Here is a 21,412-nt window from a genome sequence, read left to right on the forward strand (position 1 = left end):
CTATCCCCAGATGGACGGCGCCGATGGCCTATGGGCGGCAGACGTCCATCGCCTGTCGCAATCCAGCCCCCTCTAGGGCCGATGTTGAAATCTTGGGCGACAGTTATGTAACAGCAATGTGACAGAGGTGGAGGGTGGTCTGGGCGCCACACCCTGCGACGGCTGAGCTAGGCTGACGCCCGCTCAAAAATGTCCGCGACGCCGTTCGCCGTCGGCACGATGGCGTGCGGCTCATGATAGTTGCCGTTCACCTGGCTTTGGGCGATCACGTGCGCACGGAAGCGTGTGAACAGGTCGCTATCCGGCGCCTCCGGCGCGCGCCAGAAATCATCCAGCGGCTTCTGATCGGTCAATCCCTCGAAATCGAAGAAGGCGTCTCCCAGCACCTTGACCGGCGTATGGAAACCCAGCGCCGACAAGGCGGCGCTGGAGTTGTTGACCACCATGCCTTGCGAGGCGCGGCACAGGGCCGCAAGGTTGCCGCCATCGATGAAATCGACACGGCCGGCGACGCCATACCGCTCAGCAAGACGCAGCGTAATGGCGCGCAGATTGACCAGGCCGGGATCAAGCGGATGGTTCTTCACGACCAGACGCGTCTTCGGCAGCGCCTTGGCGGCGAAACTGGCGATCACCGCCGTGAGGAAGGCGCGGTTGTCGCAATAGCGCGAATAGCGCAGCAGCTGCGCGTCGCCCTCGCGCTGCAGACACGCGATGAAGAAGTCGCCCCTGGCCTTTATGACGTCGGCGTCACAGTTTTCAGCCCGTCTGAACGCCAGGCTCAAATAGCGCCGGATGTGACCGAGGCACTGGTCGAGCGGCGAGAACACGTAAGGCGCCGTGTAGTTCGGGAACAGGGCTTTTCCCGCTACCTGCACCGTATGGTAGGCGCTGATATTGGCGACGTGATGCGGCAGGATTTTTCCGACCGTAAAGGGTTCGGGCAGCAGCGGCGCAGGCTCGGGATAGCCGCCCTTGAAGCGCGGCAGGGCGCTCGAACCATTGACGCCGTTTCGCTCGACCGTGATCCAGTCGGGACGGAAATAGCCGTTTTCCAAAACCCAGACGCGCGCTTGCAAACGGTCGGACGCCGCTAGGACCGCTCGGTTGTACTCTCCGGCCTCGCCAAACAGGATTATGTCGGTGAACGCCGAGGCGAACTCGATCAACCCTTCGGTCCATGCCTTCGCCGTGTCCTTGAACACAATGCCCCCGGACCGACGCCAGTTCATCGCGTCGCCGGCATTGAAGATCATGCGGTTCACATTGGCGCCCCGCGCCTCAAGAACCGAGGCCATCACCGCACCGAATCGCCCAAACGGCGCCGAAACGATCAGGAAGCGACGACCCGCCAAGGCGGTCGGACCGAACTTTCTTTTGGCCGGGAAAGCGGAAATCGTCGCCGAGTGCGAAGGCCGCGACGCCTGCAATCTCGGACGGACCTCGGGACGCACCGCATCGCCGCGAAGCCGATATCTGCGCCGACGTCTTGCCGACAGAAGTCTGGAGGATGATCGCAAATCCACCATCACGCCTATCCTCTATCCGCCACCGAGGCGTGCATTGCTGCGCTCCGGTTGCGACCGAGATGTCTGTGATTACGGATCATCGCCATGCTTGTGTCCCGCAGTTTGGACGCGATCAATTGAAATCGCTCAAGTCCCGGGGATTTTGAAACGCAGGACGGTTGGCGTTGCTTTACGGCACCAAAACCGCCGCCGCCCAAAGGGCGACGGCGGCATGATGTTGTCAAATCGACGAACTTCATGACCTCGGGAGCGCCGGGCCGGATGAACCGCACCGGCGCGCCTTCGGGTCTTAGAAGTTAATGTCGATGGTCGCGCGGCGGTTGAGCGGTTCGCGCACACCGTCGGCGGTCGGCTTGGCCAGGTTGGTTTCGCCCTTGCCGTCGAGGGCGATCACGCCGCCGTTGACGCCTTGAGCAACCAGGGCGTCCGCGACGGTGCGCGAACGACGGTTGGACAGACCCAGGTTATAGGCGGCCGAACCCGAGGTGTCGGTGTAGCCGACGATCAGGACGCGCGTCGGACGACCCGACTTGGCGTAGTTGGCGGCCTGCGTCACCACCGAACGGGCTTCCGCAGTCAGGTCCGAGCGATCCCAGTCGAAGTAGACGACGAACTGGCGAGGCATCGGGGTCTGAGCGACCGGCGGCGGGGGCGGCGGGGGCGGAGGAGGCGGCGGCGGGGGCGGAGGCGGCGGAGGCGGCGGCGGCGGAGCGTCTTCCGCACCGAAGCTGTAGCGCAGACCCAGGGTCACGGTGTGCGACTGATCGTAGTCGCCGTCCCATTCGCCGAACTGCGTGGCGCCCACGCCCGTGCCGACCGTCGTCGAGGCGAAGTTGGCGTCGCCCGTCAGGTAGCGGTAGGTCAGGTCGATGTTGGCGCGGTCGCCCACGGCCCAAGCCAGACCGGCGATCGCCTGAGCAGCGAACTTGGTCGAGGTGTCGTCCGCGGTGAAGACGGCGCCGCGGTTGGCGCGCAAGTTGCCGGTGATGTCCGTCTTGACGTGGTTCACACCAGCGCCAAGGCCGACGAAAGGACGGATACCCCAAGCTTCGTAACCGAAGTCGTAGATGATGTTCGCCATCAGGGTCATCGATTCGATGTCGCCTTCAGGAGAGAAGCAACCGCCCGTCGCAGGGGTGAAGTTGCAGACGCCCTGAGTGCCCGAAACGGCCCGAACGGTGCCGACGTCGCCCGAGCGATAGCCGCCTTCGAGTTCCGCACGCCAGTTGGGGTTGAAACGATAACCGAGGCGAGCGAACGCCGCCCAGCCATCGTTCACTTCGTAGTTCCAGTTGGCATTGGTAGTCGACGATTCGGCGTTGATCTCGTCGATCCATTGATAACCGGCGTCGATCGCCCCGTACCAACCATTGGGTTCTGCCGATGCGGCTCCGGCTGCGAACAGCCCAGCTGCGGCGACAGAGGCGAGAAGTTTGAGCTTCATAGCTTCCTCACTGTGTGAATGCGCGAAGCTGCACAATAGCACAGCATTCACGGGACCGAACGGCGTGGCTGGCGCACGGTTCCGCGCTTGAGCTACGATTGTGTCGACTGTGGCGCCGTTTCAACACATTGGGCGCCTGCGAAAGGAGACGGATTATGGCGATGCGGTTTGACGGACAGGTGGCGATTGTAACGGGGGCCGGCGGCGGCTTGGGGCGCGAACACGCTCTGGCTCTGGCGGCGCGCGGGGCCAAGGTGGTGGTCAACGACCTGGGTGGCGCCCGCGACGGTTCGGGCGGCTCGGCGACGGCGGCGGAATCGGTCGTCGCCGAAATCGAGGCGGCCGGCGGCGAGGCCATGGCCAATGCGGCCTCGGTGACGGACTTCGCCGCAGTCCAGGCCATGGTCGATCAGGCCATGACCAAATGGGGCCGGATCGACATCCTGGTGAACAACGCCGGCGTCCTGCGCGACAAGACCTTCGCCAAGATGGAGATCGAGGACTTCCGCTTCGTCGTCGACGTTCACCTGATGGGGGCGGTCAACTGCACCAAGGCCGTGTGGGAGATCATGCGCGGGCAGAACTACGGCCGGATCGTGATGACGACCTCGTCGTCTGGCCTGTACGGCAACTTCGGCCAGTCGAACTATGGCGCGGCCAAGATGGCGCTGGTCGGCCTGATGCAGACCCTGTCGATCGAGGGGGCCAAGAACGACATCCGCGTCAACTGCCTGGCGCCCACCGCCCACACCCGCATGACCGAGGATCTGGGCGCCGCCCTGCCGCTGGAGGCGCTGTCCCCGGCCTTGGTCACGCCGGGCCTGCTTTATCTGGTCAGCAAAGATGCGCCGAGCCGCGCCATCCTGGCCGCCGGCGCCGGCGGATTCGAGCGCGCCTATGTCACCCTGACGCAAGGCGACTTCGTCACCGGCGACGATGCGCCAGAACAGATCGCCGCCCGCTTCAACGCCATCTCGGACCGCGCGGGCGAGATTGTGCCGGACATGGGCGCCGCCCAGGGCATGATCGAACTGACCAAGGCGCAGAAGGCGCACGGCGGCTGACCAAATAAGGCGCCTTGCGTTGACGCGACGTGAGGCGCCTAACTTGGCTTCAGAGGAAACCGGCCTCAAGCAGCGCGAACGCGCGTAGGCCAAACAGGAACGGCCTCAAGCAGCGCCAAGCGCGATAGGCCAAACAGGAACGGCCTCAAGCAGCGCCAAGCGCGATAGGCCAAACAAGAATGGGCTCAAGTAGCCCGAAGGGCGATAGCCCCAGGAGGAAAGCCCATGCGCGAAGCCGTCATCGTCTCCACCGCCCGTACGCCCATCGGGCGCGCCTACCGCGGCGCCTTCAACGACACCCAGGCGCAGCAGCTCGGCGCCCATGCGGTCAAGCACGCGGTCCAGCGCGCCGGGGTCGATCCGGCCGAGATCGAGGACGTGATCATGGGCGCGGCCCTGCAGCAGGGTTCGACCGGCACCAACGTCGCGCGCCAGATCGCGCTCGCCGCCGGCCTGCCCTCCTCCGTTCCCGGCATGAGCCTGGACCGTCAGTGCGCCTCGGGCCTGATGGGCATCGCCACGGCGGCGAAACAGGTCGTCTTCGATCAGCAGAAGATGGCGGTCGGCGGCGGGCTGGAAAGCATCTCCCTGGTCCAGAACCAGAATATGAACCTGTACCGGATGAAGGACGAGGCCCTGCTGAAGCTGTCGCCCCACATCTATATGTCGATGCTGGAGACGGCCGAGGTGGTGTCGCGCCGCTACGGCGTCAGCCGCGACCGCCAGGACGAATATGCGCTGAAATCCCAGCAGCGCACCGCCGCCGCTCAGGACGCCGGTCGCTTCGACGCCGAGATCGTGCCCATGACCACCACGATGCTGGTCATGGACAAGGCCACCGGCCAGACCTCATCGAAAGAGGTCACCCTGTCCAAGGACGAGGGCAACCGTCCCGACACGACGCTGGAAGGGCTGAAGGCGCTGAAGCCCGTTTTCGGGGGCGGCGAGGAGATCCAGACGGGTGAATTCATCACCGCCGGCAACGCCTCGCAGCTGTCGGACGGCGCCTCGGCCTGCGTCGTCATGGAGGCCGGCGAGGCGGTGAAGCGCAATCTGCAACCGCTCGGCGCCTATCGCGGCATGGCGGTCGCCGGCTGTGAGCCGGACGAAATGGGCATCGGCCCGGTCTATGCCGTGCCCAAACTGCTGAAGCGCCACGGCCTGACGATGGACGACATCGGCATCTGGGAGCTGAACGAGGCCTTTGCCGCCCAAGTCCTGTATTGCCAGGACACGCTGGGCATTCCCGACGACCGCCTGAACGTCTCGGGCGGCGCCATCTCCATCGGCCACCCCTACGGCATGTCCGGCGCCCGCATGACCGGCCACGTCCTGATCGAGGGCAAGCGTCGCGGCGCCAAATACGGCGTCGTCACCATGTGCATCGGCGGCGGCATGGGGGCTGCGGGATTGTTCGAGATCTTCTGATTTCGTCATCCTCCGGGCCGCGAAGCGGAACCGGGGGACCCAGCGGCGCCGAAGGCGATCAGTCCATCGCACCAGGCTGAAAACCGCGCCTTTACAGGTTCGCGCTCACGCGCGCCGCTGGGTCCCCCGGTCTGCGCCGCTGCGCGGCTTGCCGGAGGATGACGAAAGAAGGCTAAACCCGTTCGCTGATCTTGATCGCCGCCTTGCAGCCGACCTTGATCACGCCGGACAGCAGCCGATACGCCGGCGCTTCGCGGCTGCCGTGTTCGATGGCGTGGTCATGGTGGGCCAGTTCCTCGTCGCGGAACTGCTTCAACTCAGCGGCAAGAGCCGGATCGCGGTCGCCGATCTCGGCGATCTGGTCGGCATAGTGTTTCTCGATCACGCTCTCGACCGCCTCGGTGCAGGCGTGCGCCGCCTTTTCACCCATCAGGGCCGTGCCGGCGCCCAGGGCCGAGGCAGCGATGCGCCACAAGGGCGTCATGACCGTGGGCCGCACCCGCCGCTCGTTCAGCAGCCGCTCGAAGCGCGCCAGATGCACCGCCTCCTGGTCCTGCATCTCCGACAGGTCGCGGGCGATGCCGTCACGCCCCTTTCGCCCTTCGAACACCGCCTTCTGGGCGCGATAGATCAGGACGGCCGCATATTCCCCGGCGTGGTCGACGCGCAGGATTTCGTCCATCCGCGCCTTGTCTGCGCCTTGGCCGGGACGAGGGAGGGGAATGGAATGGCTCATCGCATCAGGCCTTTTCGATCCGGGGCGCGCGGGCGTCCTTGGGACGTTTCGCCGCCAACAGGCTGAACACCGCAAGCGCCGAGGCGATGACCGCGTTCCATCCTGCCATCGACAAACCCAGCCAGCTCCAGGCCACATCGCCGCAGCCGATCACCTTGGTCACCGGCCCCGTGCCCATGGCCAAGGCCGTCAGACTGTCCATATCGACCGAGCCGCCGACGGACGAACAGGTCGCAGGCAGGGCCCACCATTTATATTCGCCGCCCATGTGGAAGATGGCCGTAATGGCGCCCGTGGCGAACACGGCCGCCAGCAGGAAGGCGGCGATGCGCGGCGTGCCCCGGCGTCCGCCGCTGAACAGGGTCCAGCCCGTGGCCAGCACCGCGACGACGACCGCTCCCCAATAGACCTCGCGCTGCTTCAGACACAGGTTGCAGGGCGCAAGGCCGCCGAACCGTTCGAACGCATGGGCCGCGCCCAGCATGGCCAGCGACGCGGCCAGGGCGAAGGCGGTCCACCAACGGGTCAGAAGGCGATAGACATCGATCATCTTGAAACGGTCTTACCCCGCCCCGAACGCGCCGTCGACTTACAGAAGCTTCAGGACGACGATCAGCCCGACCAGCGGGACCAGGCCGATCACGCTCCACATCGCCAGCCGCTTTTCCACCTGCGCCAGCATGGCCGGCCCCCAGCGCTGCAGGATCCACGCCTCCAGGAAGAACCGTCCGCCCCGCGTCACGACCGACGCGGCGATGAAGATCGGAAAGCTGAACGCCGCCAAGCCCGAGGCGATGGTCACCAGCTTGTAGGGAATGGGCGTCAGCCCCTTGATCAATATGACCCACAGCCCCCACTGATCGAACCAGGCGCGGAACTGCTCCAGCCCGTCCGAGTGTCCCAGCACCCGCATGATCGCCAGGCCCAGATCGGTCAGGAAATAGCCGATCGCGTAACCGAGAATCCCGCCCAGCACCGACGCCACAGTGCAGATCGCAGCGTAGACATACGCCTTCTGCGGCCGCGCCAGGATCATGGGCGCCAGCATCACATCGGGCGGGATCGGAAAGAACGAACTCTCAGCGAAGGAGACGACCGCCAGGGCCTTGGTCGCATGGCGGCTGCGCGCCAGGTCGAAGACGCGGTCATAGAGTTTGCGCAGCATGGCGATCCTTAAGGCGGCACGGCGCGTTAGCACCCCTGCGGCGTTGCGTCATCCTCGGCCGTCACGTCCACCTGCTAGAGCGCCTGAATGACGACCCCCGCCTCTTCCCCATCCACGGTCCAGCAGGACGACGTCAGCCATAATGTCACCCGCCTGCTGCGGCGGCTGGCCGACGACGGCGGCGACGCGGGCCTGACCCTGCACGAGATCCGCGACCGGTTGGACGAGCGCGCCTATGGGCTGTTGATCCTGCTGCTCTCCATCCCCTGCCTGGTGCCGGGCCTTTACGGCGTGCCGCAGGTGGTCGGGCTGATCGTCATCCTGCTGGCCGGCCAGATGCTGGTCGGGCGCGAGGAACCCTGGCTGCCGCGCTGGTTCCTGAACCTGCGGTGCAAGGGATCCTGGCTGAAGGCCATGGCCGATTTCGCCGAAACCAAACTGGGCTGGATCGACCGGCTGTCGCGCCCCCGCCTGCGCCGCTTCGCCGATGGCCCGGGCGAAAAGCTGGCCGCCGTCTTCATGATCCTGGCGACCGTGACCATCGTCATGCCTCTGACCAACACCATCCCGTCGATCGCCCTGGCCCTGCTGTCGGTCGGCCTGATCCAGCGCGACGGCCTGTTCGTCCTCGCCGGCTGCGCCGTCACCACCGTCTGGCTGACCCTTCTGGGCGCGCTCGGGACAGGCCTTCTGATGGGCGCCGAATGGGCCACGCGCTGGCTGCCGGGCTGACGCAACCGTAAGGTACCGGTCGTCAAATCGCCTCAGTTGTTTTAGTCAGTATGCTCACGCTTGGCGGTGGGGGCCCGAAGACTTGACCTCGAAACTGATCGGCCTCGTCGCCGCACTCGGCCTCGCTTTCGCAGCCGCCGCCCCCGCCTCTGCTCAACAGGCCGCCAAGATCGAGGCGCGCACCGCGCCGGGCGGCGTTCTGGTGACCTGGAAGCTGGCCCAGCCGACCACCGAGGTCGCCTTCCTTGATCAGAACACCGTCCGCACGCTCTGGAAGATGCAAACGTCCGGCCCGTCCCTGTCGGACGGCGTCGTGACGTCCGACCAGCCGTTCGATGCCTTCGACATCCTGATCGCGCCTGACGCGGCTGAGGTGGACCGCGTCTATATCGGCCTGGTGCGGGTGGGGTCGGGCCAGAGCCTTTATGGACCCGCGCTGGCGCTGAAGGACATGGACGCCGAACTGACCGTCAGAGCGGCCGCAGGTGAAACCGTCACGCCCCAATCCAACGCGATCCAAAGCTACGTCTATGTCGGACCGACCTCGGCCGTGACGCATGACGACGGCGGCGTGGTCGTCGTCGGGGACACCGTTCCCGCATCCCTGCGCACCGCGATGAGCGAAGGCTTTCTCGCTGCCCAGGGTTTCTATGGCGCTCGCCTCGGCCGCGACCTGCCCTATGCGCCGACCCTGATCGTCACCACTGACAGTCCCGGTCCGACGACATATCGGGGCGATGTGACCGACAACGGCGTCATCTCCCTGCGCTTTCATGGCTCGGACTGGTCCGCGCCCCCGCCCGATGTGATCGAACAGCTGTCCACCTTCGTTTGGCACGAGACGTTGCACCTGTGGAACAGCCATGCGGTGACGACCAAGGACGGCGCCAGCGCGCCTTGGCTGCATGAGGGCGGGGCCGAATACGGCGCATTGGTCGCCGCCCTGTCCACGGGAACGATCGACGAGGCCCAGTTGAAGACCTCGCTGGCGCGACGGCTGAACGGTTGTCGCGCCGCCTTGGGCGACCGCCCTGACGCGGAACAGCGCCTGCGCACCGGAAACGCCATCTACCACTGCGGCGTCGTCCTGCAGTGGATCGCGGACCTGGAGAGCCGCCGCGCCTCCGACGGCCGCACGGACATCTTCGACATCTGGAAGGCCATGCTTCAGGCCGGTCGCGCGGGAGACGGCTATGGGGTGGCGGACTTCCGCAGTCGCCTGACGCCAGACACTGCTGTCGCCGTCCTGCTGGACGGTCCGGGTCCGGAACGCTGGACCGGCATACAGACCCGCCTCTCCGCGCTGGGCGTCACCCTGGTCAATCGGCCAAGCCCGCGCGACCTTCGCCAGGCCGCTCTGTTCCACATGGTCGATCAGAACTGCGGCGGCGAGGGCGGCTTTTCCATCGACAACGGCCGGATCAAGCTGGACTCCGGCGACCGATGCGGCGCCCTGTCCGGCGATCCCGTCGTCGTCGCGATCGAAGATCTGGACCCGATGTCGAACGGTCAGGGCGTCTTCCAGGCCGTCCAGGCCCGTTGCGCCGAAAACCTGCCCATCCGCTACACCCTGGCGGACGGCAAGACGGTCGAGGCGGTCTGCAAGGCCCCGCTTCGGGCCCCCGATCTCTGGGCCGTGGATGCGATGCCGGACCTCAGGGCGCGACGCACCTGAGTTCTTGATAATTTGGCTTTAACGTTACTCGCACGCTCGCCCGTCATCACGACCCCCTGGCTTCGTCTTGGCTCCGTCGTCTTCTGTGACTAGGTTCCGCGCCAATCGGCGGCCCCTTTCGGTTAAGCCCGCCTCAAAAATCCGTGCGGGAGACGCGCCATGAACGACATGACCCAGGCCCAAGATCTGGCCACGCCACAGCAGATCGACCAGGAAAACCCCCTCGGCGTCGACGGTTTCGAGTTCGTCGAATTCACCGGCCCCGAGCCCGAGGCGATGATTTCGCGCCTGGAGCTGATGGGCTTCACCCAGACGCACGTGAATCCCAAGACTGACGTGGTGCGCCTGAAACAGGGCGACATCAGCTTCCTGGTCCAACGCTCGCCCAAGGGTCAGGCCGCCGACTTCGCCAGGGATCACGGCCCGTCCGCCAACGGCATGGCCTTCCGCACCACCGACGCCAAGGCCGCCTATGAGGGCGCGCTGGCCCGCGGCGCCGTCGCCGCGACGGACGCCGCCGGCGGCGCGCTAGGCGACGACTACCCCTACATCCTGCAAGGCATTGGCGGCTCGCTGCTCTATGTCATCGACCAGTACGGCGACGCCGGCTCGCTCTATGACGCCTGGGACGAGATCGAAGGCTGGGAAGAGGCCGAGCGCAAGAACTCGATGGGCCTGGAGATCCTGGACCACCTGACCCACAACGTCCGTCGCGGCCAGATGCGCACCTGGTCGGGCTTCTACAACTCGATCTTCAACTTCGAAGAGCAGAAGTATTTCGACATCAAGGGCAAGGCGACGGGCCTGTTCTCCCAGGCCATGATCGCGCCCGACCGCGCCATCCGCATCCCGCTGAACGAAAGCCAGGACGAGAACTCCCAGATCGAGGAGTTCATTCGTCGCTACAACGGCGAAGGCATCCAGCACATCGCCCTGACGACCGAGAACATCTTCGAGACGGTCGAAGCGATGAAGGAACGCGGCGTCGCCTTCCAGGACACGATCGAAACCTATTTCGAACTGATCGACAAACGCCTGCCCAACCATGGCGAGGACGTGGAGCGGATGCGCAAGAACCGCATCCTGATCGACGGGTCGGACGAGGAAGGCCTGCTGCTGCAGATCTTCACCCAGGACACTTTCGGCCCGATCTTCTTCGAGATCATCCAGCGCAAGGGCAACGAAGGCTTCGGCAACGGCAACTTCCAGGCTCTTTTCGACTCGATCGAACTGGACCAGATCCGTCGCGGCGTCATTAAGGTCGACGCCTGAATGAAGATGCGGCCGCCGACCTGGCTGCCCTGGCTCGGCCCGGTCCTGGCGGCCGGCGCCGGGGCCCTGGCCGGCGAAGTCTGGCTGGGCGGCGGCTTCTGGATGGTCCTGATCGCAGCCCTCCTCTGCGGCTTCGCCCCCATCGTCGGCTATCAGGTGTGGAAAAGGCTGCACCACCGGGGGTGAGGCGGGCCAGACATCGGCCCTCTACGGGGAGGGGGTTTTTACTCCGAGTGCACAGGCCTTTTGGTGGACAACTGCAAGAAAGTTTGGTCAGACTTCAGGCGCAACCTTGGATAGCTTCAGATGACCCGCGATCCAGTCCTACTTGTCGCCTACGCCACCCTTTCGCTCTGGACGCTGGCGACAATCATCGTGGCCTTGCTCGTCCATTATGGGAATAGCGGCGAACAATATCAGCCTTGGATTTTGCCCATGTGCTTATTGACCTCTAGCGGAGCGATGCTTGTGGACCGCTTGAAAAAGACGCGCAGCCGCCGCTGAGTCCCTCGGCCGATGAGGCCCGAGCGTGGTTGATTAGCGCCTCATCCGTTTGTCCGTAAGCGGCCCTGCGGCACAGCAAGGCTCCGTCCCTCATATGCAAACATCCTATCGCCGCGAACCAACCCTCTGATCTTTCGGCATTTCCGATTTTCTTCGGCCAATCGACCTGACATGACCGAACGCGGCGTTACACTGCGACCGACCGGCGTCTCTGAGGAAAGTGCACCGATTGCACTGCGTTTTCGGCGCGGAGGAGGTTCACGATGCGCATCGCCTGTTCCGGATTGATTGCACTCTTTGCACTGTGTTTTTCCTCGGCCCACGCCCAGGACGTCGGGCCGCAGTGGTCGCTGGCGATCCACGGCGGGGCGGGCGTGATCGAGCGGTCCAGCCTGACGCCCGAGCAGGACGCGGCCTATCGCGCGGCGCTGCAAGGCGCGCTGGACGCCGGTTCCGCCGTGCTGGAAAGCGGCGGCTCGGCGCTGGATGCGGTCCAGGCCGCCGTTCAGCTCATGGAGGACGATCCCCTGTTCAACGCCGGGCGCGGAGCGGTCTTCACCGCAGCCGGTCGTAACGAGCTGGACGCCGCCGTCATGAACGGCTCGGACCTGACCGCCGGGTCGGTCGCCGGCCTGACCACCACGCGTCACCCCGTCGCCGCCGCCCGCGCGGTGATGGAGCGGTCGCCCCACGTCATGCTGATCGGCTCCGGCGCCGACGCCTTCGCCGCCTCGGTCGGGCTGGAGCAGGTCGATCCGGGATTCTTCTTCACCGAGCGCCGCTGGCAGGGTCTGGTCAAGGCCCTGACCGAGGCTGGACAGCCGATCCCCGAGCGTCCCGCTGGCGCGCCTCTACCGGGCGCGCAGGCCGAAGTCGCCCCACCCCTGAACGAGAAGAAGTTCGGCACGGTCGGCGCCGTGGCGCTGGACAACCAAGGGCGCCTCGCCGCCGCCACCTCCACCGGCGGCATGACCGCCAAACGCTGGGGACGGGTCGGGGACGTGCCGATCATCGGCGCCGGCACCTACGCCTCCAACGCCGACGGCTGCGCGGTGTCCGCCACCGGCGACGGCGAATATTTCATTCGCGCCACCGTCGCCCGCGACATCTGCGCGCGGATTGCGGGAGGCGCGGCGACGCAGGCCGCGGGTCAGGCGGAGATCGCCGACGCCGATCGTCTGGGCGGCAAGGGCGGCGTCATCGTCATGGGCCTGGATGGCCGCCCGGCCTTCGCCATGTCCACATCGGGCATGTATCGCGGCGCGGTCTCCTCGACCGACCCCGCCCGCGTCGCCATCTACGCCGACGAACCCTGAGCGCCCGTTCAGACCAATTAGACGAATTAGACTCTCTTTTTCCCAGACCGAGACCCATGCCTGCATCCGATGACGAACTGACCGTGATGGCCAACGAGGAGTTGGACGCCGCCTGCGCCATGCCCTTCGTCGAGGTCAGGAAGATCACCCCCTGGGGCGACAGCTATGAGGGTTTCGCCCCCTCCGGCCGCACGGTCGAGGTCGAGCGCCGCTATCTGTGGGCCGTCGAGCCCGAGGGCGGCGTCATCGTCGAGGTCGAGGTCCGCGACCGCGCCGCCCGCACTGGAGCGGAAGCCCGCGCCCTGCTGACGGCCGCCGACTGATTCCGCCGTTCCCAACATCGCAAATCCGGTCTAGGCCTTGATCATGAAACTCGCCTCGCTCAAGCACGGCCGCGACGGCCGCCTCGTTGTCGTCTCTCAGGACCTGAACTGGTTCACCGACGCCTTCCTGATCGCCCCGACGCTGCAGGCGGCGCTGGATGACTGGGACCGTTGCGGGCCCCGCCTCGAGGCCTTGTCCGAAAGCCTGGAGCATGAGGCCGTGCCGCGCGGGCGCTTCCACGAGCGCGACGCCGCGTCGCCCCTGCCCCGCGCCTATCAGTGGGCGGACGGCTCGGCCTATGTGAACCACGTCGAACTGGTGCGGAAGGCGCGCGGCGCCGAAATGCCCGAGAGCTTCTGGACCGACCCGCTGATGTATCAGGGCGGCTCCGACAGCTTCCTGTCGCCGCGCGATCCGATCCCGCTGGCCGACGAAGCCTGGGGCTGCGACCTGGAGGCCGAGATCGTCGTGGTCGTCGGCGACGTGCCGCAGGGCGCGACGCGCGAACAGGCGCTCGACGCCATTCGCCTGATCGGCCTGGTCAACGACGTGAGCCTGCGCAACCTGATCCCGGCCGAACTGGCCAAGGGGTTCGGTTTCGTCCAGTCCAAGCCCGCCAGCGCCCTGTCGCCCGTTCTGGTCACGCCCGCCGCGCTGGGCGACCGATGGAAGGACGGCAAGCTGCACGGCGCCCTTTCGGTGCAACTGAACGGCCGGGACTTCGGCAAGGCCGACGCCGGCGTCGACATGACCTTCGACTTCGGAACCCTGATCGCCCATCTGGCCAAGACCCGGGCGCTGGGCGCCGGGACCATCATCGGTTCGGGCACGGTGTCGAACAAGGACGCCGACGGCGGCCCCGGCAAGCCGGTCTCGGAAGGCGGCCTGGGCTATTCCTGCATCGCCGAGGTCCGCACCGTCGAGACGATCCTACGCGGCGCCGCCGAGACGCCCTTCCTGAAACACGGCGACACGGTGCGGATCGAAATGCTGGACGACCGTCATCATTCGATCTTCGGCGCCATCGAACAGACGGTCACGCCGCTATCCAGCGCGGATTGACGCCGCTAGGGTGCCGACAGCGGCCTCGGGGGAGGCCGCATCCTGTCTTTGGGGAGAGACGACGTGCCGCCTGAAAAACTGATCCCGCTGCTCACGATCCCGATCATGCTGGTGGTCGTGCTGCTGAAGAACCGCAGGAAGCGCGTGCTGAAGCCGCAGCTGCTATGGGTCATGCCGGCCATCGTCCTGCCGCTGATCAGCCTGGGCATCTGGGGGTCGGCGCAGAACCCGAACATGGCCCATGCGCCGTTCGGCCCCGACGCCTGGGCGGTGCTGGCCATCGGCGGCCTCCTGGGCGGCGTCGCCGGCTGGTATCGCGGCAAGACCGTCACCATCGAAAAAGAGCCGGACGGCTCCCTCATGGCCCAGGCCTCGCCGCTGGGGCTTATCCTGCTGGTCGTGCTGTTCGCCGGTCGGTCGCTGCTGCGCGACCTGATCGAAAGCCACGCCGCCGCCTGGCATCTGAACGCCCTGGCCGTCACCGACGCCTTCCTGGTCTTCGCCATGGGCCTGATCGTCATGCAGCGCGTCGAAATGTTTATCCGCGCCCGCCGCATCCAGTCCGGCGGCACGGACAGCCATATGGAGGTCGTCGCATGAAGAACGCCGTAGTCGCTCTCGCTGTCGCCTTGTCGGCCGGCTCAGCCGTCTCGCAGGATGTGCCGAACACCGGCGAAGACTGGGATCTGGTTAAGGACGCCCGAAAGAAGTCCACGATCGCATACGTCACGACCACACCGGGGCTGTCGATCGCGACCCGCTGCATGGACGGCGCCTATTCGGCGCTGCTGGTCGGATTGCCGGAAGTGACCCGGCGGACAAAAACGCGCCCGATCACGATCATTTTCCGCGACGAAGAGGCCAAGGAATGGCGCTGGAACGTCACGACAGACCGAACGGGCGCCGTCGCCGATTTCCCTGCGCCCTTTGCGCGCGAACTTCGCCAGGGCGGGCGTATTCAGATCATCGTGCCCGATGGCGGCGGGGCGGGCAGAAATCTCCGCTACGACCTGGAGCTGCCGGCGTCCGGTTCGGCGATCGATGAAACCCTGACGGCATGCGGCCGCCCGCTTGTTGACCCTCGCGACCAGGAACTCGACGCCATCTCCGAGGAAGGTCTGCAGGTTGGAATGCGATGGGCGCGCCAGATTCGTCCGCGCTATCCCTCCACCAACTATTCAGAAGGTTTCGCCGTCGCCACATGCGTCGCCCAGCCTGACGGCCGCCTGCGCGACTGCGTCATCGAAACCGAACATCCCGGCGACGGTCGTTTCGGCGAAGCGGTGCTCAAGGCGGCCCGCGACGCTACCGTCGCTTACGACGGCGACCAACCGACCGCGCCCCGCATGATGGCCTTCCGCGTCAACTTCATCATGCAGTGACACAAAGGCTGGACCCGCCTTATCCCTCTGTGGCATGAGGCGGTCCTTCCGCTGCGGGCGTGGTGGAATTGGTAGACGCGCTGGACTCAAAATCCAGTTCCGAAAGGAGTGCCGGTTCGACCCCGGCCGCCCGCACCATTCTTCTTCGGTTCAGCCCAGCTGCCGGTGGAAGAAGTCCGTCACATCGGCCAGCACCGTCGCCTTCTTGCGGAACAGGGGCGAGAAGGTCGCGATCAGGTCGGCGTGGTCCAGACCTGGATAAAGCTTGGCCTCCGAGCGCCCGCCAACCGCGCGCATCCGCTCGTCCAGAATGACCGTGTCCTCGTCGTGGACCACCGTGTCGGCCGTGCCGTGGCCCAGCCAGATCGGCGGGGCGTCACGGCGCACGAAGGTCACGGGCTGGGTCAGGGTCGGATCGGGCGCACGGCCGAAGGCGTTCTGCGACGCCGCCACGTCGAACGGCAGGAAGTCGTAGGGGCCCGCGAGACCCGCGGCCGCCTTGATCAGATCGGGCCGGCCGACGGCGGCCATATAGCGTCGGTCCAGAGCGATCATCATCGCCAGATGCGCGCCCGCCGAATGGCCCAGCACGCCAAGCCGCGCCGGATCGCCGCCATATTGACCGACCACCTCGGCCGCCTTGGCCGTGGCGGCGGCGGCGTCCTCGATGAAGGCCGGGAAGACGACCTGGGGAACGATGCGGTAGTCCGGCAGGGCGACCACGAACCCGCGCGCCGCCAAAGCTTGCGCCGCCCAGCCATACTGGCTGCGCGAGCCCGAATCCCAGCCGCCGCCATAGAAGAAGACCAGGGTCGGATAGGGGCCGGGCGCCGTCGGCGCATAGAGATCCATCTGCTGGCGCGGATCGTCGCCATAGGGGATGTCGCGCGCGACGCGGCGCACCCCGCCATCCCTCGGTCCCAGGGTGTTCAGCAGGCTCAGCGGCGAGCAAGCGGCGGCGAGAAGCCCAAGGGCAGGCGCGAACAGTCCACGGCGTGTCATGCGAAAGGCTCCATCACCCACAATACGCTCGGATCGCCGGATCGGTCGTCGTCATCAACGATCAGCGGGCGTTGGCGATCAGCCGGCCGCAGTCGGCGTCCTCGGCCAGCCCCGGATCGACGAAGGCGAACAGGGCCGTCACCGGCGCCACCACCGCGCCCAGCAGGCCCGCCAGACCGCCCTGCGACACGACCGAACCGACATCGACCCCAACCTTGGGTGCGGTCAGCGGGCCGGACACGGTGATCGGCGCCCACAGGCGCAACAGTCGCGGCTTCTTGGATTCCCCCTCGATCCGCAGGTTCATCGTTTCGGCGCCCAGGTTGATGCTGCCCTTGCCCTGGGCCAGCACCACATCGGTGTCGATGACGAAGGTGCGGGCGGTCGCCGTGCCGCCGCTGACGTTGAAATCGGCGACGGCGCAGCGGATCTGGCTTTCGGCCTGGTCGCCGCTCAACAGCTTCAGCAGGCCCGCGCTGGCGTTGATGCCCAGCAGTTCGGCGAAGGCCGCCCGCATCTTGCCGTTCGGCACCACCAGGCTGAGCGAGCCTTTCGACGCGGCGGCGAAATCATGAATCGAGGCGCCCGGTCCCTCCAGCTTGGCCCGGCCCAGCGCCCTTCCCGTGACGGGCGCCGAGCCGTTGCGGGCCGGGATGATGGACTCCAGCGGATAGCCCGCCAGACGCAGATCGACGGTGCTGTAGGGGGTGTCCTTGGTCGCATCGATCCGCGCCGTGCCGTTCAGCGCGCCGCGATTGAAGTCAAAGCTGATCGGGTCCAGCTTCAGGATGCCGTCCTTCAGGTCGGCGCCCAGGTTCACCTGACGCACGTCGAAGGCGTTCGCCTTCACCGATCCGGCCCGATAGGACAGGGTGCCGTCCATGGTCTGCAGCCGTTCGGTCTGCAGCTTGGCGTCCGGCAGCAGCTTGCCGCCGACCACGACCGGCGCCTCGGTGTCGGTGCCCGCCGCATTGGTCCGGGTCGGCGCGCCCAGGACAGCGGCCAGGTCGTCGATGTCCAGGCGACGCGAGGTTAGGTCGGCGTCCACGCGCAGCCGCTGGCCCGACTGGACCTTCACCTCGCCCGACAGATCGGACGCGCCGACGCGTCCGTCGAAATCCTTGAAGGTCCAGATCCGCCGATCACGATTCAGCGCGCCCGACAGCCGGTACGGCGGCGTATTGGGCAGGGCGACGCCGGTCAGCAGATAGAGGTCTGACATATTGCGGCCCTGGATCGTCATGGTCGCATCAAACCGCCCCAGATCGAACGGTCGAGTAATCGCCCCCTTGGCGACCAGGGACGAGTCCGCGCCGGTCACATCCGCCTCGAACCGATAGGGACGGACGCGCCGGATGTTGATGAAGGGACCGCCCTCGATCCTGACGGTCATGGGCGCGCCGCGGACATCGCCGCGCCCGTCCAGCACGAAACCGGCCTGGCCGCTGGACGCCTCGCGCGCATTGACCGCCGCCTCCAGCGTCAGTCCGCGCCGCTGTTCCTCAAAGGTCAGCTGGCCGTCCTTGATGACCAGTTGCTGGATGACCGGCAGGTTCAGCCCTTCGCCGTCATCGGGCTTGTTGGGATTCAACTGCCAGCTCTTGCGACCGTCCTTGGTGGAGATCAGCACGACCCGGGGCCGGGTGAAGCTCAGCAGGGGCATCTCCACCTGACCGGCCAGCAGCTTTCTCAGCCGAACCGAGGCCTGGACCTCATCGACGTCGGCCGTGTCGCGATCGCGCGCCCAGTCGGGGCCGCCGATTTTCAGCCCCCGCACCACGGCGGACGGCGTCCAGCTGAACAGATTGACGTCCAGATCGCCGGTCAAAGCGATTTCGCGATCGTATTTGACGGAGGCCCAGCGGCCGATGGGTCCGCGCAGCATGTTCCAGTCGAACAGGGCCAGGAAAAGAACCACGGCCGCCACGACGACCAAGACCACGCCCGCCGCCCATTTTTCCGCCGCCCCCGGCCGCCGGGCCGCCGCATAGACAGGATCGTTGTCGCGCACCCAGTCGCGCCAGGTGCGCAAACGCGCCCCGGCCGGCGCCCATGCCCGCTGATTCAGGTCGGCCCGAAAAGTGCGCCAATTCCGTGGGTTCGACAATCGCTCGTCTCCGTCAGCCAGAGGAAACGCACCAGCTTCGGTTTGGCGCCGCAGGGTCAGCTTGTCGTCGATTTGACGCGAAGTTGTCGCATAATCTTTACAAATCTCAGGATTGGCGCATAATTCGTCAGAGTCCTGATCTTAATGCAGGCCGTGGAGGACTGCCGATGACCCGTTTTCTGACCCCCGCCCTGATCGCCGCCGCTCTGGCGGCCGCAACGACGCCGGCGCTGGCGCAAAGTCCGCGCCCCGCCGAGCGCGCAGCCGTGCTGCAAACCGTCAGGGTATGCGGAACCGATGTGGCCTCGCGCACGGCCTACCAGCGCGACCACGGTGCGACGCCGACCTTCGTCACCGCGCAACAGGCCGTCGCCGCCTATCAGTCGGGCCAGCGCTGGGCCGCGCCGCGCTGCATGACCGCGCACCAGTATGACCGCCTGGCCGGGGCGCCGATGCAGCGCGCGGCGTTCTGATCCTGAACAAACGGGCATGAAGAAGGGGCGCGGTCGTCGGACCGCGCCCCTTTTTTTTGTCTCTGGACGGACGCCTGTTACTGCGCCGGCGTCAGATATTTGTTCAGCCAGCCGAACACCTCATTATGCCATTGCAGGCTGTTGGCCGGCTTCAGCACCCAGTGGTTTTCGTTGGGGAAGACGATCAGGCGGCTGTCGATGCCGCGCCGTTGCAGGGCGGTGAAGGTCGACAACCCTTGCGCGGTCGGGATGCGGAAGTCGCGGTCGCCCTGAACCACCAGCATCGGCGTCTTCCAGTTATCGACGTGGTTGGCCGGGTTGAACTTCTGATAGCCCTCAGGCTTGTCCCACGGCGTGCCGCCGTATTCCCACTCGGTGAACCACAGCTCTTCGGTGGAATAGCCCATGCCGAAGGTGTCGAAGACGCCGTCGTGGTTGACCAGGCATTTGAATTCGTTGGACCAGTTGCCGGCGATCCAGTTGATCATATAGCCGCCGTAGGAGGCGCCCAGCGCACAGGCGTTGTCGCCGTCCAGGAAGCTGTATTTCGCTTGAGCCGCCGCCCAGCCCTTCTGCAGGTCTTCCAGCGGGCGGTCGCCCCAGTGCTGGCTGATCGCGTCGGTGAAGGCCTGGCCGTAGCCGGTCGAGCCGTGGAAATCGATCATCACCACCGCATAGCCCGCGCCCGCATAGGTTTCGGGGTTCCAGCGATAGGACCAGCCGTCCCCGAACGAACCTTGCGGCCCGCCGTGGATCAGGAAGGCGACCGGATATTTGCGGCCCTCGACGTAGCCAGCCGGCTTGATGACATAGCCGTGGACCGTCTCGTTGTTCCAGCCGGCGAAGCTGAACTGCTCATACTCGCCGAACTGTTTGGCGGCGAAGGCGGGGTTGGACTGCGTCAGACGACGCGGCATTTCGCGACCCAGATAGGTCTTGAAATACAGGTCGCCCGGCTCGCGCAGGCTGTCCTGGGCGAAGACGAAGCCCGACGGCGTCTGCTGGAAGGCCGAGACGTGGCCCGCGCCCGTGATCGGCGTCACCACGCCGTTGCGCGTATCCACCGAAAACAGCTTGGTAGAGCCGACGTCGCCCGCCGTCGTGTACAGCGTCTGGCCGTCGCGCGACCATTGCAGCGTGTCGGCCGAGCGATCCCAGTTCGAAGCGATCTCGCGCTTCTGGCCCGTTTCGACGTCCATCAGCACGATCTGATAGCGATCGGCCTCGAAGCCTGGCCGCGCCATAGCGCGATAGGCCAGGGTCCGGCCGTCCGGCGAGAAGACCGGCCCGGTATCCCAGGCGTCGTTGCCGTCGGTCAGGTTGGTGAAGGTGCCGTCGCCCGACAGGCCGTTGGTCTTCCACAGGTCGAAGTTGGTGCTCCACGGCTCGGTCTGACCGGCGAGACGCGCCGAGAAGACCACGGCGTCGCCCGCCGGCGTGAAGACGAACTCGCTTTCGTCGCCGAAGGGTTTGGAGGGCGTGTCGCCGTCAAAGCCCTTGGTGATCCAGACCGGCGTGCCCGTGGCCTTGCCGTCGCGGCCGATCGACTGGACGAACAGATGGTTCTGGGTGTGGTCGTTCCAGGTGTCCCAGTGGCGCACGAACATGCGGTCATAGACCTGGCCCGTCGACTTCTGATCGGCGATCGCCTTGCCCATCTCGACCGAGGCGTTCAGGTCGGCCGCATTGGGATAGACGGCCAGCGACACCGCCACCTTGTCGCCCGACGGACTGATCCGATAGGCGTTCACGTCGGTCGGCAGGTTCGTCACCTGAACCGGCGCCGACGTGGGCGAGGCCACGCGCCAGACCTGGCTCGCGCCCGACTTGCTGGATAGGAAGTACAGATTGCCGTCCCCGCCCCAACGCGCGGTGTTGGCGCCCTGATCCGAGATGGCCAGGCGGCGCGGCGCGGCGTCCGGTGCGTTCAGGTCCAGGATCCACAGGCTGCCAGCGCGGCTGTTGGCCTGAACATCGGTGGTCGTGACCGAATAGACGACATAGCGGCCGTCCGGCGACACCTGCGGATCGCCCAGCCGGTTGGCCGAGATCATGTCCTGATAGGTGAAGGCGTCAGGCGTCGCGGGCGCGGCCGGAACCGGCGCGGGCGGCACCTGGGCCAGGGTCGGCGCGGCGCTCATCAGCGCAACAGCCGCGCAGGCGGCGGACAGAAGGGAACGGTGACGCATCAAGATCT

Annotated in this window: 21 protein-coding genes and 1 tRNA gene; 14 read left to right on the plus strand and 8 right to left on the minus strand. The window is 66.3% G+C overall.

Features of this window, described 5'->3' with window-relative positions:
• Positions 1-167: 167 nt before the first annotated feature.
• Positions 168-1,298 carry a capsular biosynthesis protein gene (locus HF680_RS11905; protein WP_185225219.1) on the minus strand — a complete coding sequence of 377 codons (1,131 nt, stop codon included), beginning with the start codon at positions 1,296-1,298 and terminating at the stop codon, positions 168-170.
• Between the two features lie 520 nt (positions 1,299-1,818).
• Positions 1,819-2,973, minus strand: a complete 1,155-nt coding sequence (locus tag HF680_RS11910) for an OmpA family protein (protein WP_185225220.1) — start codon at positions 2,971-2,973, stop codon at positions 1,819-1,821.
• Positions 2,974-3,128: 155 nt separating this feature from the next.
• Here HF680_RS11910 and HF680_RS11915 point away from each other — a divergent pair, with 155 nt between their 5' ends.
• The gene (locus tag HF680_RS11915; RefSeq protein WP_185225221.1) at positions 3,129-4,037 is read left to right on the plus strand and encodes an SDR family NAD(P)-dependent oxidoreductase; all 909 of its coding nucleotides are present in this window, start codon (positions 3,129-3,131) and stop codon (positions 4,035-4,037) included.
• Positions 4,038-4,262: 225 nt separating this feature from the next.
• Positions 4,263-5,465: an acetyl-CoA C-acyltransferase gene (locus tag HF680_RS11920; RefSeq protein ID WP_039246050.1), complete on the plus strand. Its 1,203-nt coding sequence runs from the start codon at positions 4,263-4,265 to the stop codon at positions 5,463-5,465.
• Positions 5,466-5,637: 172 nt separating this feature from the next.
• On the opposite strand, the gene HF680_RS11925 is transcribed toward HF680_RS11920, so the two are convergent.
• The 3 genes from HF680_RS11925 to HF680_RS11935 are packed head-to-tail and all read right to left on the minus strand — an operon-like array spanning position 5,638 to position 7,366.
• Entirely contained in the window at positions 5,638-6,201 is a 564-nt protein-coding gene (locus HF680_RS11925; RefSeq protein WP_185225222.1) for a demethoxyubiquinone hydroxylase family protein, read from the minus strand.
• Between the two features lie 4 nt (positions 6,202-6,205).
• On the minus strand, positions 6,206-6,751 hold the full coding sequence (locus HF680_RS11930; RefSeq protein ID WP_185225223.1) for a disulfide bond formation protein B: 546 nt from the start codon (positions 6,749-6,751) through the stop codon (positions 6,206-6,208).
• A gap of 39 nt (positions 6,752-6,790) precedes the next feature.
• Positions 6,791-7,366: a YqaA family protein gene (locus HF680_RS11935; protein ID WP_185225224.1), complete on the minus strand. Its 576-nt coding sequence runs from the start codon at positions 7,364-7,366 to the stop codon at positions 6,791-6,793.
• Between the two features lie 87 nt (positions 7,367-7,453).
• On the opposite strand from HF680_RS11935, the gene HF680_RS11940 reads away from it, so the two are divergent.
• The 11 genes from HF680_RS11940 to HF680_RS11990 all read left to right on the plus strand — a co-directional run bounded on the left by HF680_RS11940 (position 7,454) and on the right by HF680_RS11990 (position 15,771).
• Positions 7,454-8,098 carry an exopolysaccharide biosynthesis protein gene (locus tag HF680_RS11940; protein ID WP_039246044.1) on the plus strand — a complete coding sequence of 215 codons (645 nt, stop codon included), beginning with the start codon at positions 7,454-7,456 and terminating at the stop codon, positions 8,096-8,098.
• 82 nt (positions 8,099-8,180) lie between these two features.
• Positions 8,181-9,773: a hypothetical protein gene (locus HF680_RS11945; RefSeq protein WP_185225225.1), complete on the plus strand. Its 1,593-nt coding sequence runs from the start codon at positions 8,181-8,183 to the stop codon at positions 9,771-9,773.
• A gap of 159 nt (positions 9,774-9,932) precedes the next feature.
• Entirely contained in the window at positions 9,933-11,045 is a 1,113-nt protein-coding gene (gene hppD, locus HF680_RS11950) for a 4-hydroxyphenylpyruvate dioxygenase (RefSeq protein ID WP_084140345.1), read from the plus strand.
• Positions 11,046-11,231, plus strand: coding sequence for a hypothetical protein (locus HF680_RS11955; RefSeq protein WP_039246041.1), 186 nt, complete (start codon positions 11,046-11,048; stop codon positions 11,229-11,231).
• 120 nt (positions 11,232-11,351) lie between these two features.
• A complete protein-coding gene (locus HF680_RS11960; RefSeq protein ID WP_185225226.1) occupies positions 11,352-11,549 on the plus strand; it encodes a hypothetical protein in 198 nt (65 codons plus the stop codon).
• Between the two features lie 263 nt (positions 11,550-11,812).
• Positions 11,813-12,865 carry an isoaspartyl peptidase/L-asparaginase family protein gene (locus HF680_RS11965; protein ID WP_185225227.1) on the plus strand — a complete coding sequence of 351 codons (1,053 nt, stop codon included), beginning with the start codon at positions 11,813-11,815 and terminating at the stop codon, positions 12,863-12,865.
• Positions 12,866-12,921: 56 nt separating this feature from the next.
• Positions 12,922-13,188, plus strand: coding sequence for a hypothetical protein (locus HF680_RS11970; RefSeq protein WP_017506239.1), 267 nt, complete (start codon positions 12,922-12,924; stop codon positions 13,186-13,188).
• 43 nt (positions 13,189-13,231) lie between these two features.
• Positions 13,232-14,251 (plus strand): fumarylacetoacetate hydrolase family protein, encoded by a 1,020-nt coding sequence (locus tag HF680_RS11975; protein WP_185225228.1) that lies wholly within the window; start codon positions 13,232-13,234, stop codon positions 14,249-14,251.
• A gap of 63 nt (positions 14,252-14,314) precedes the next feature.
• Positions 14,315-14,851, plus strand: a complete 537-nt coding sequence (locus HF680_RS11980) for a CcdC protein domain-containing protein (RefSeq protein WP_185225229.1) — start codon at positions 14,315-14,317, stop codon at positions 14,849-14,851.
• On the plus strand, positions 14,848-15,633 hold the full coding sequence (locus HF680_RS11985; protein ID WP_185225230.1) for a hypothetical protein: 786 nt from the start codon (positions 14,848-14,850) through the stop codon (positions 15,631-15,633). Before HF680_RS11980 ends, HF680_RS11985 begins: the two co-directional genes overlap by 4 nt.
• Positions 15,634-15,686: 53 nt before the next feature.
• Positions 15,687-15,771, plus strand: a tRNA-Leu gene (locus HF680_RS11990).
• A 12-nt stretch (positions 15,772-15,783) separates the two neighbouring features.
• Here the strand turns inward: HF680_RS11990 and HF680_RS11995 are convergent.
• Both HF680_RS11995 and HF680_RS12000 read right to left on the minus strand, forming a co-directional pair.
• Positions 15,784-16,635 (minus strand): alpha/beta hydrolase, encoded by an 852-nt coding sequence (locus tag HF680_RS11995; protein ID WP_045810603.1) that lies wholly within the window; start codon positions 16,633-16,635, stop codon positions 15,784-15,786.
• A gap of 61 nt (positions 16,636-16,696) precedes the next feature.
• On the minus strand, positions 16,697-18,667 hold the full coding sequence (locus HF680_RS12000) for an AsmA family protein (protein ID WP_235968961.1): 1,971 nt from the start codon (positions 18,665-18,667) through the stop codon (positions 16,697-16,699).
• A 242-nt stretch (positions 18,668-18,909) separates the two neighbouring features.
• Here HF680_RS12000 and HF680_RS12005 point away from each other — a divergent pair, with 242 nt between their 5' ends.
• A complete protein-coding gene (locus HF680_RS12005; protein ID WP_185225232.1) occupies positions 18,910-19,215 on the plus strand; it encodes a hypothetical protein in 306 nt (101 codons plus the stop codon).
• 77 nt (positions 19,216-19,292) lie between these two features.
• Here the strand turns inward: HF680_RS12005 and HF680_RS12010 are convergent, their stop codons facing one another.
• Positions 19,293-21,404, minus strand: a complete 2,112-nt coding sequence (locus HF680_RS12010) for a S9 family peptidase (RefSeq protein ID WP_185225233.1) — start codon at positions 21,402-21,404, stop codon at positions 19,293-19,295.
• Between the last annotated feature and the right edge of the window lie 8 nt (positions 21,405-21,412).

This window comes from Brevundimonas huaxiensis, from assembly GCF_014218725.1.
Lineage (GTDB): Bacteria > Pseudomonadota > Alphaproteobacteria > Caulobacterales > Caulobacteraceae > Brevundimonas > Brevundimonas huaxiensis.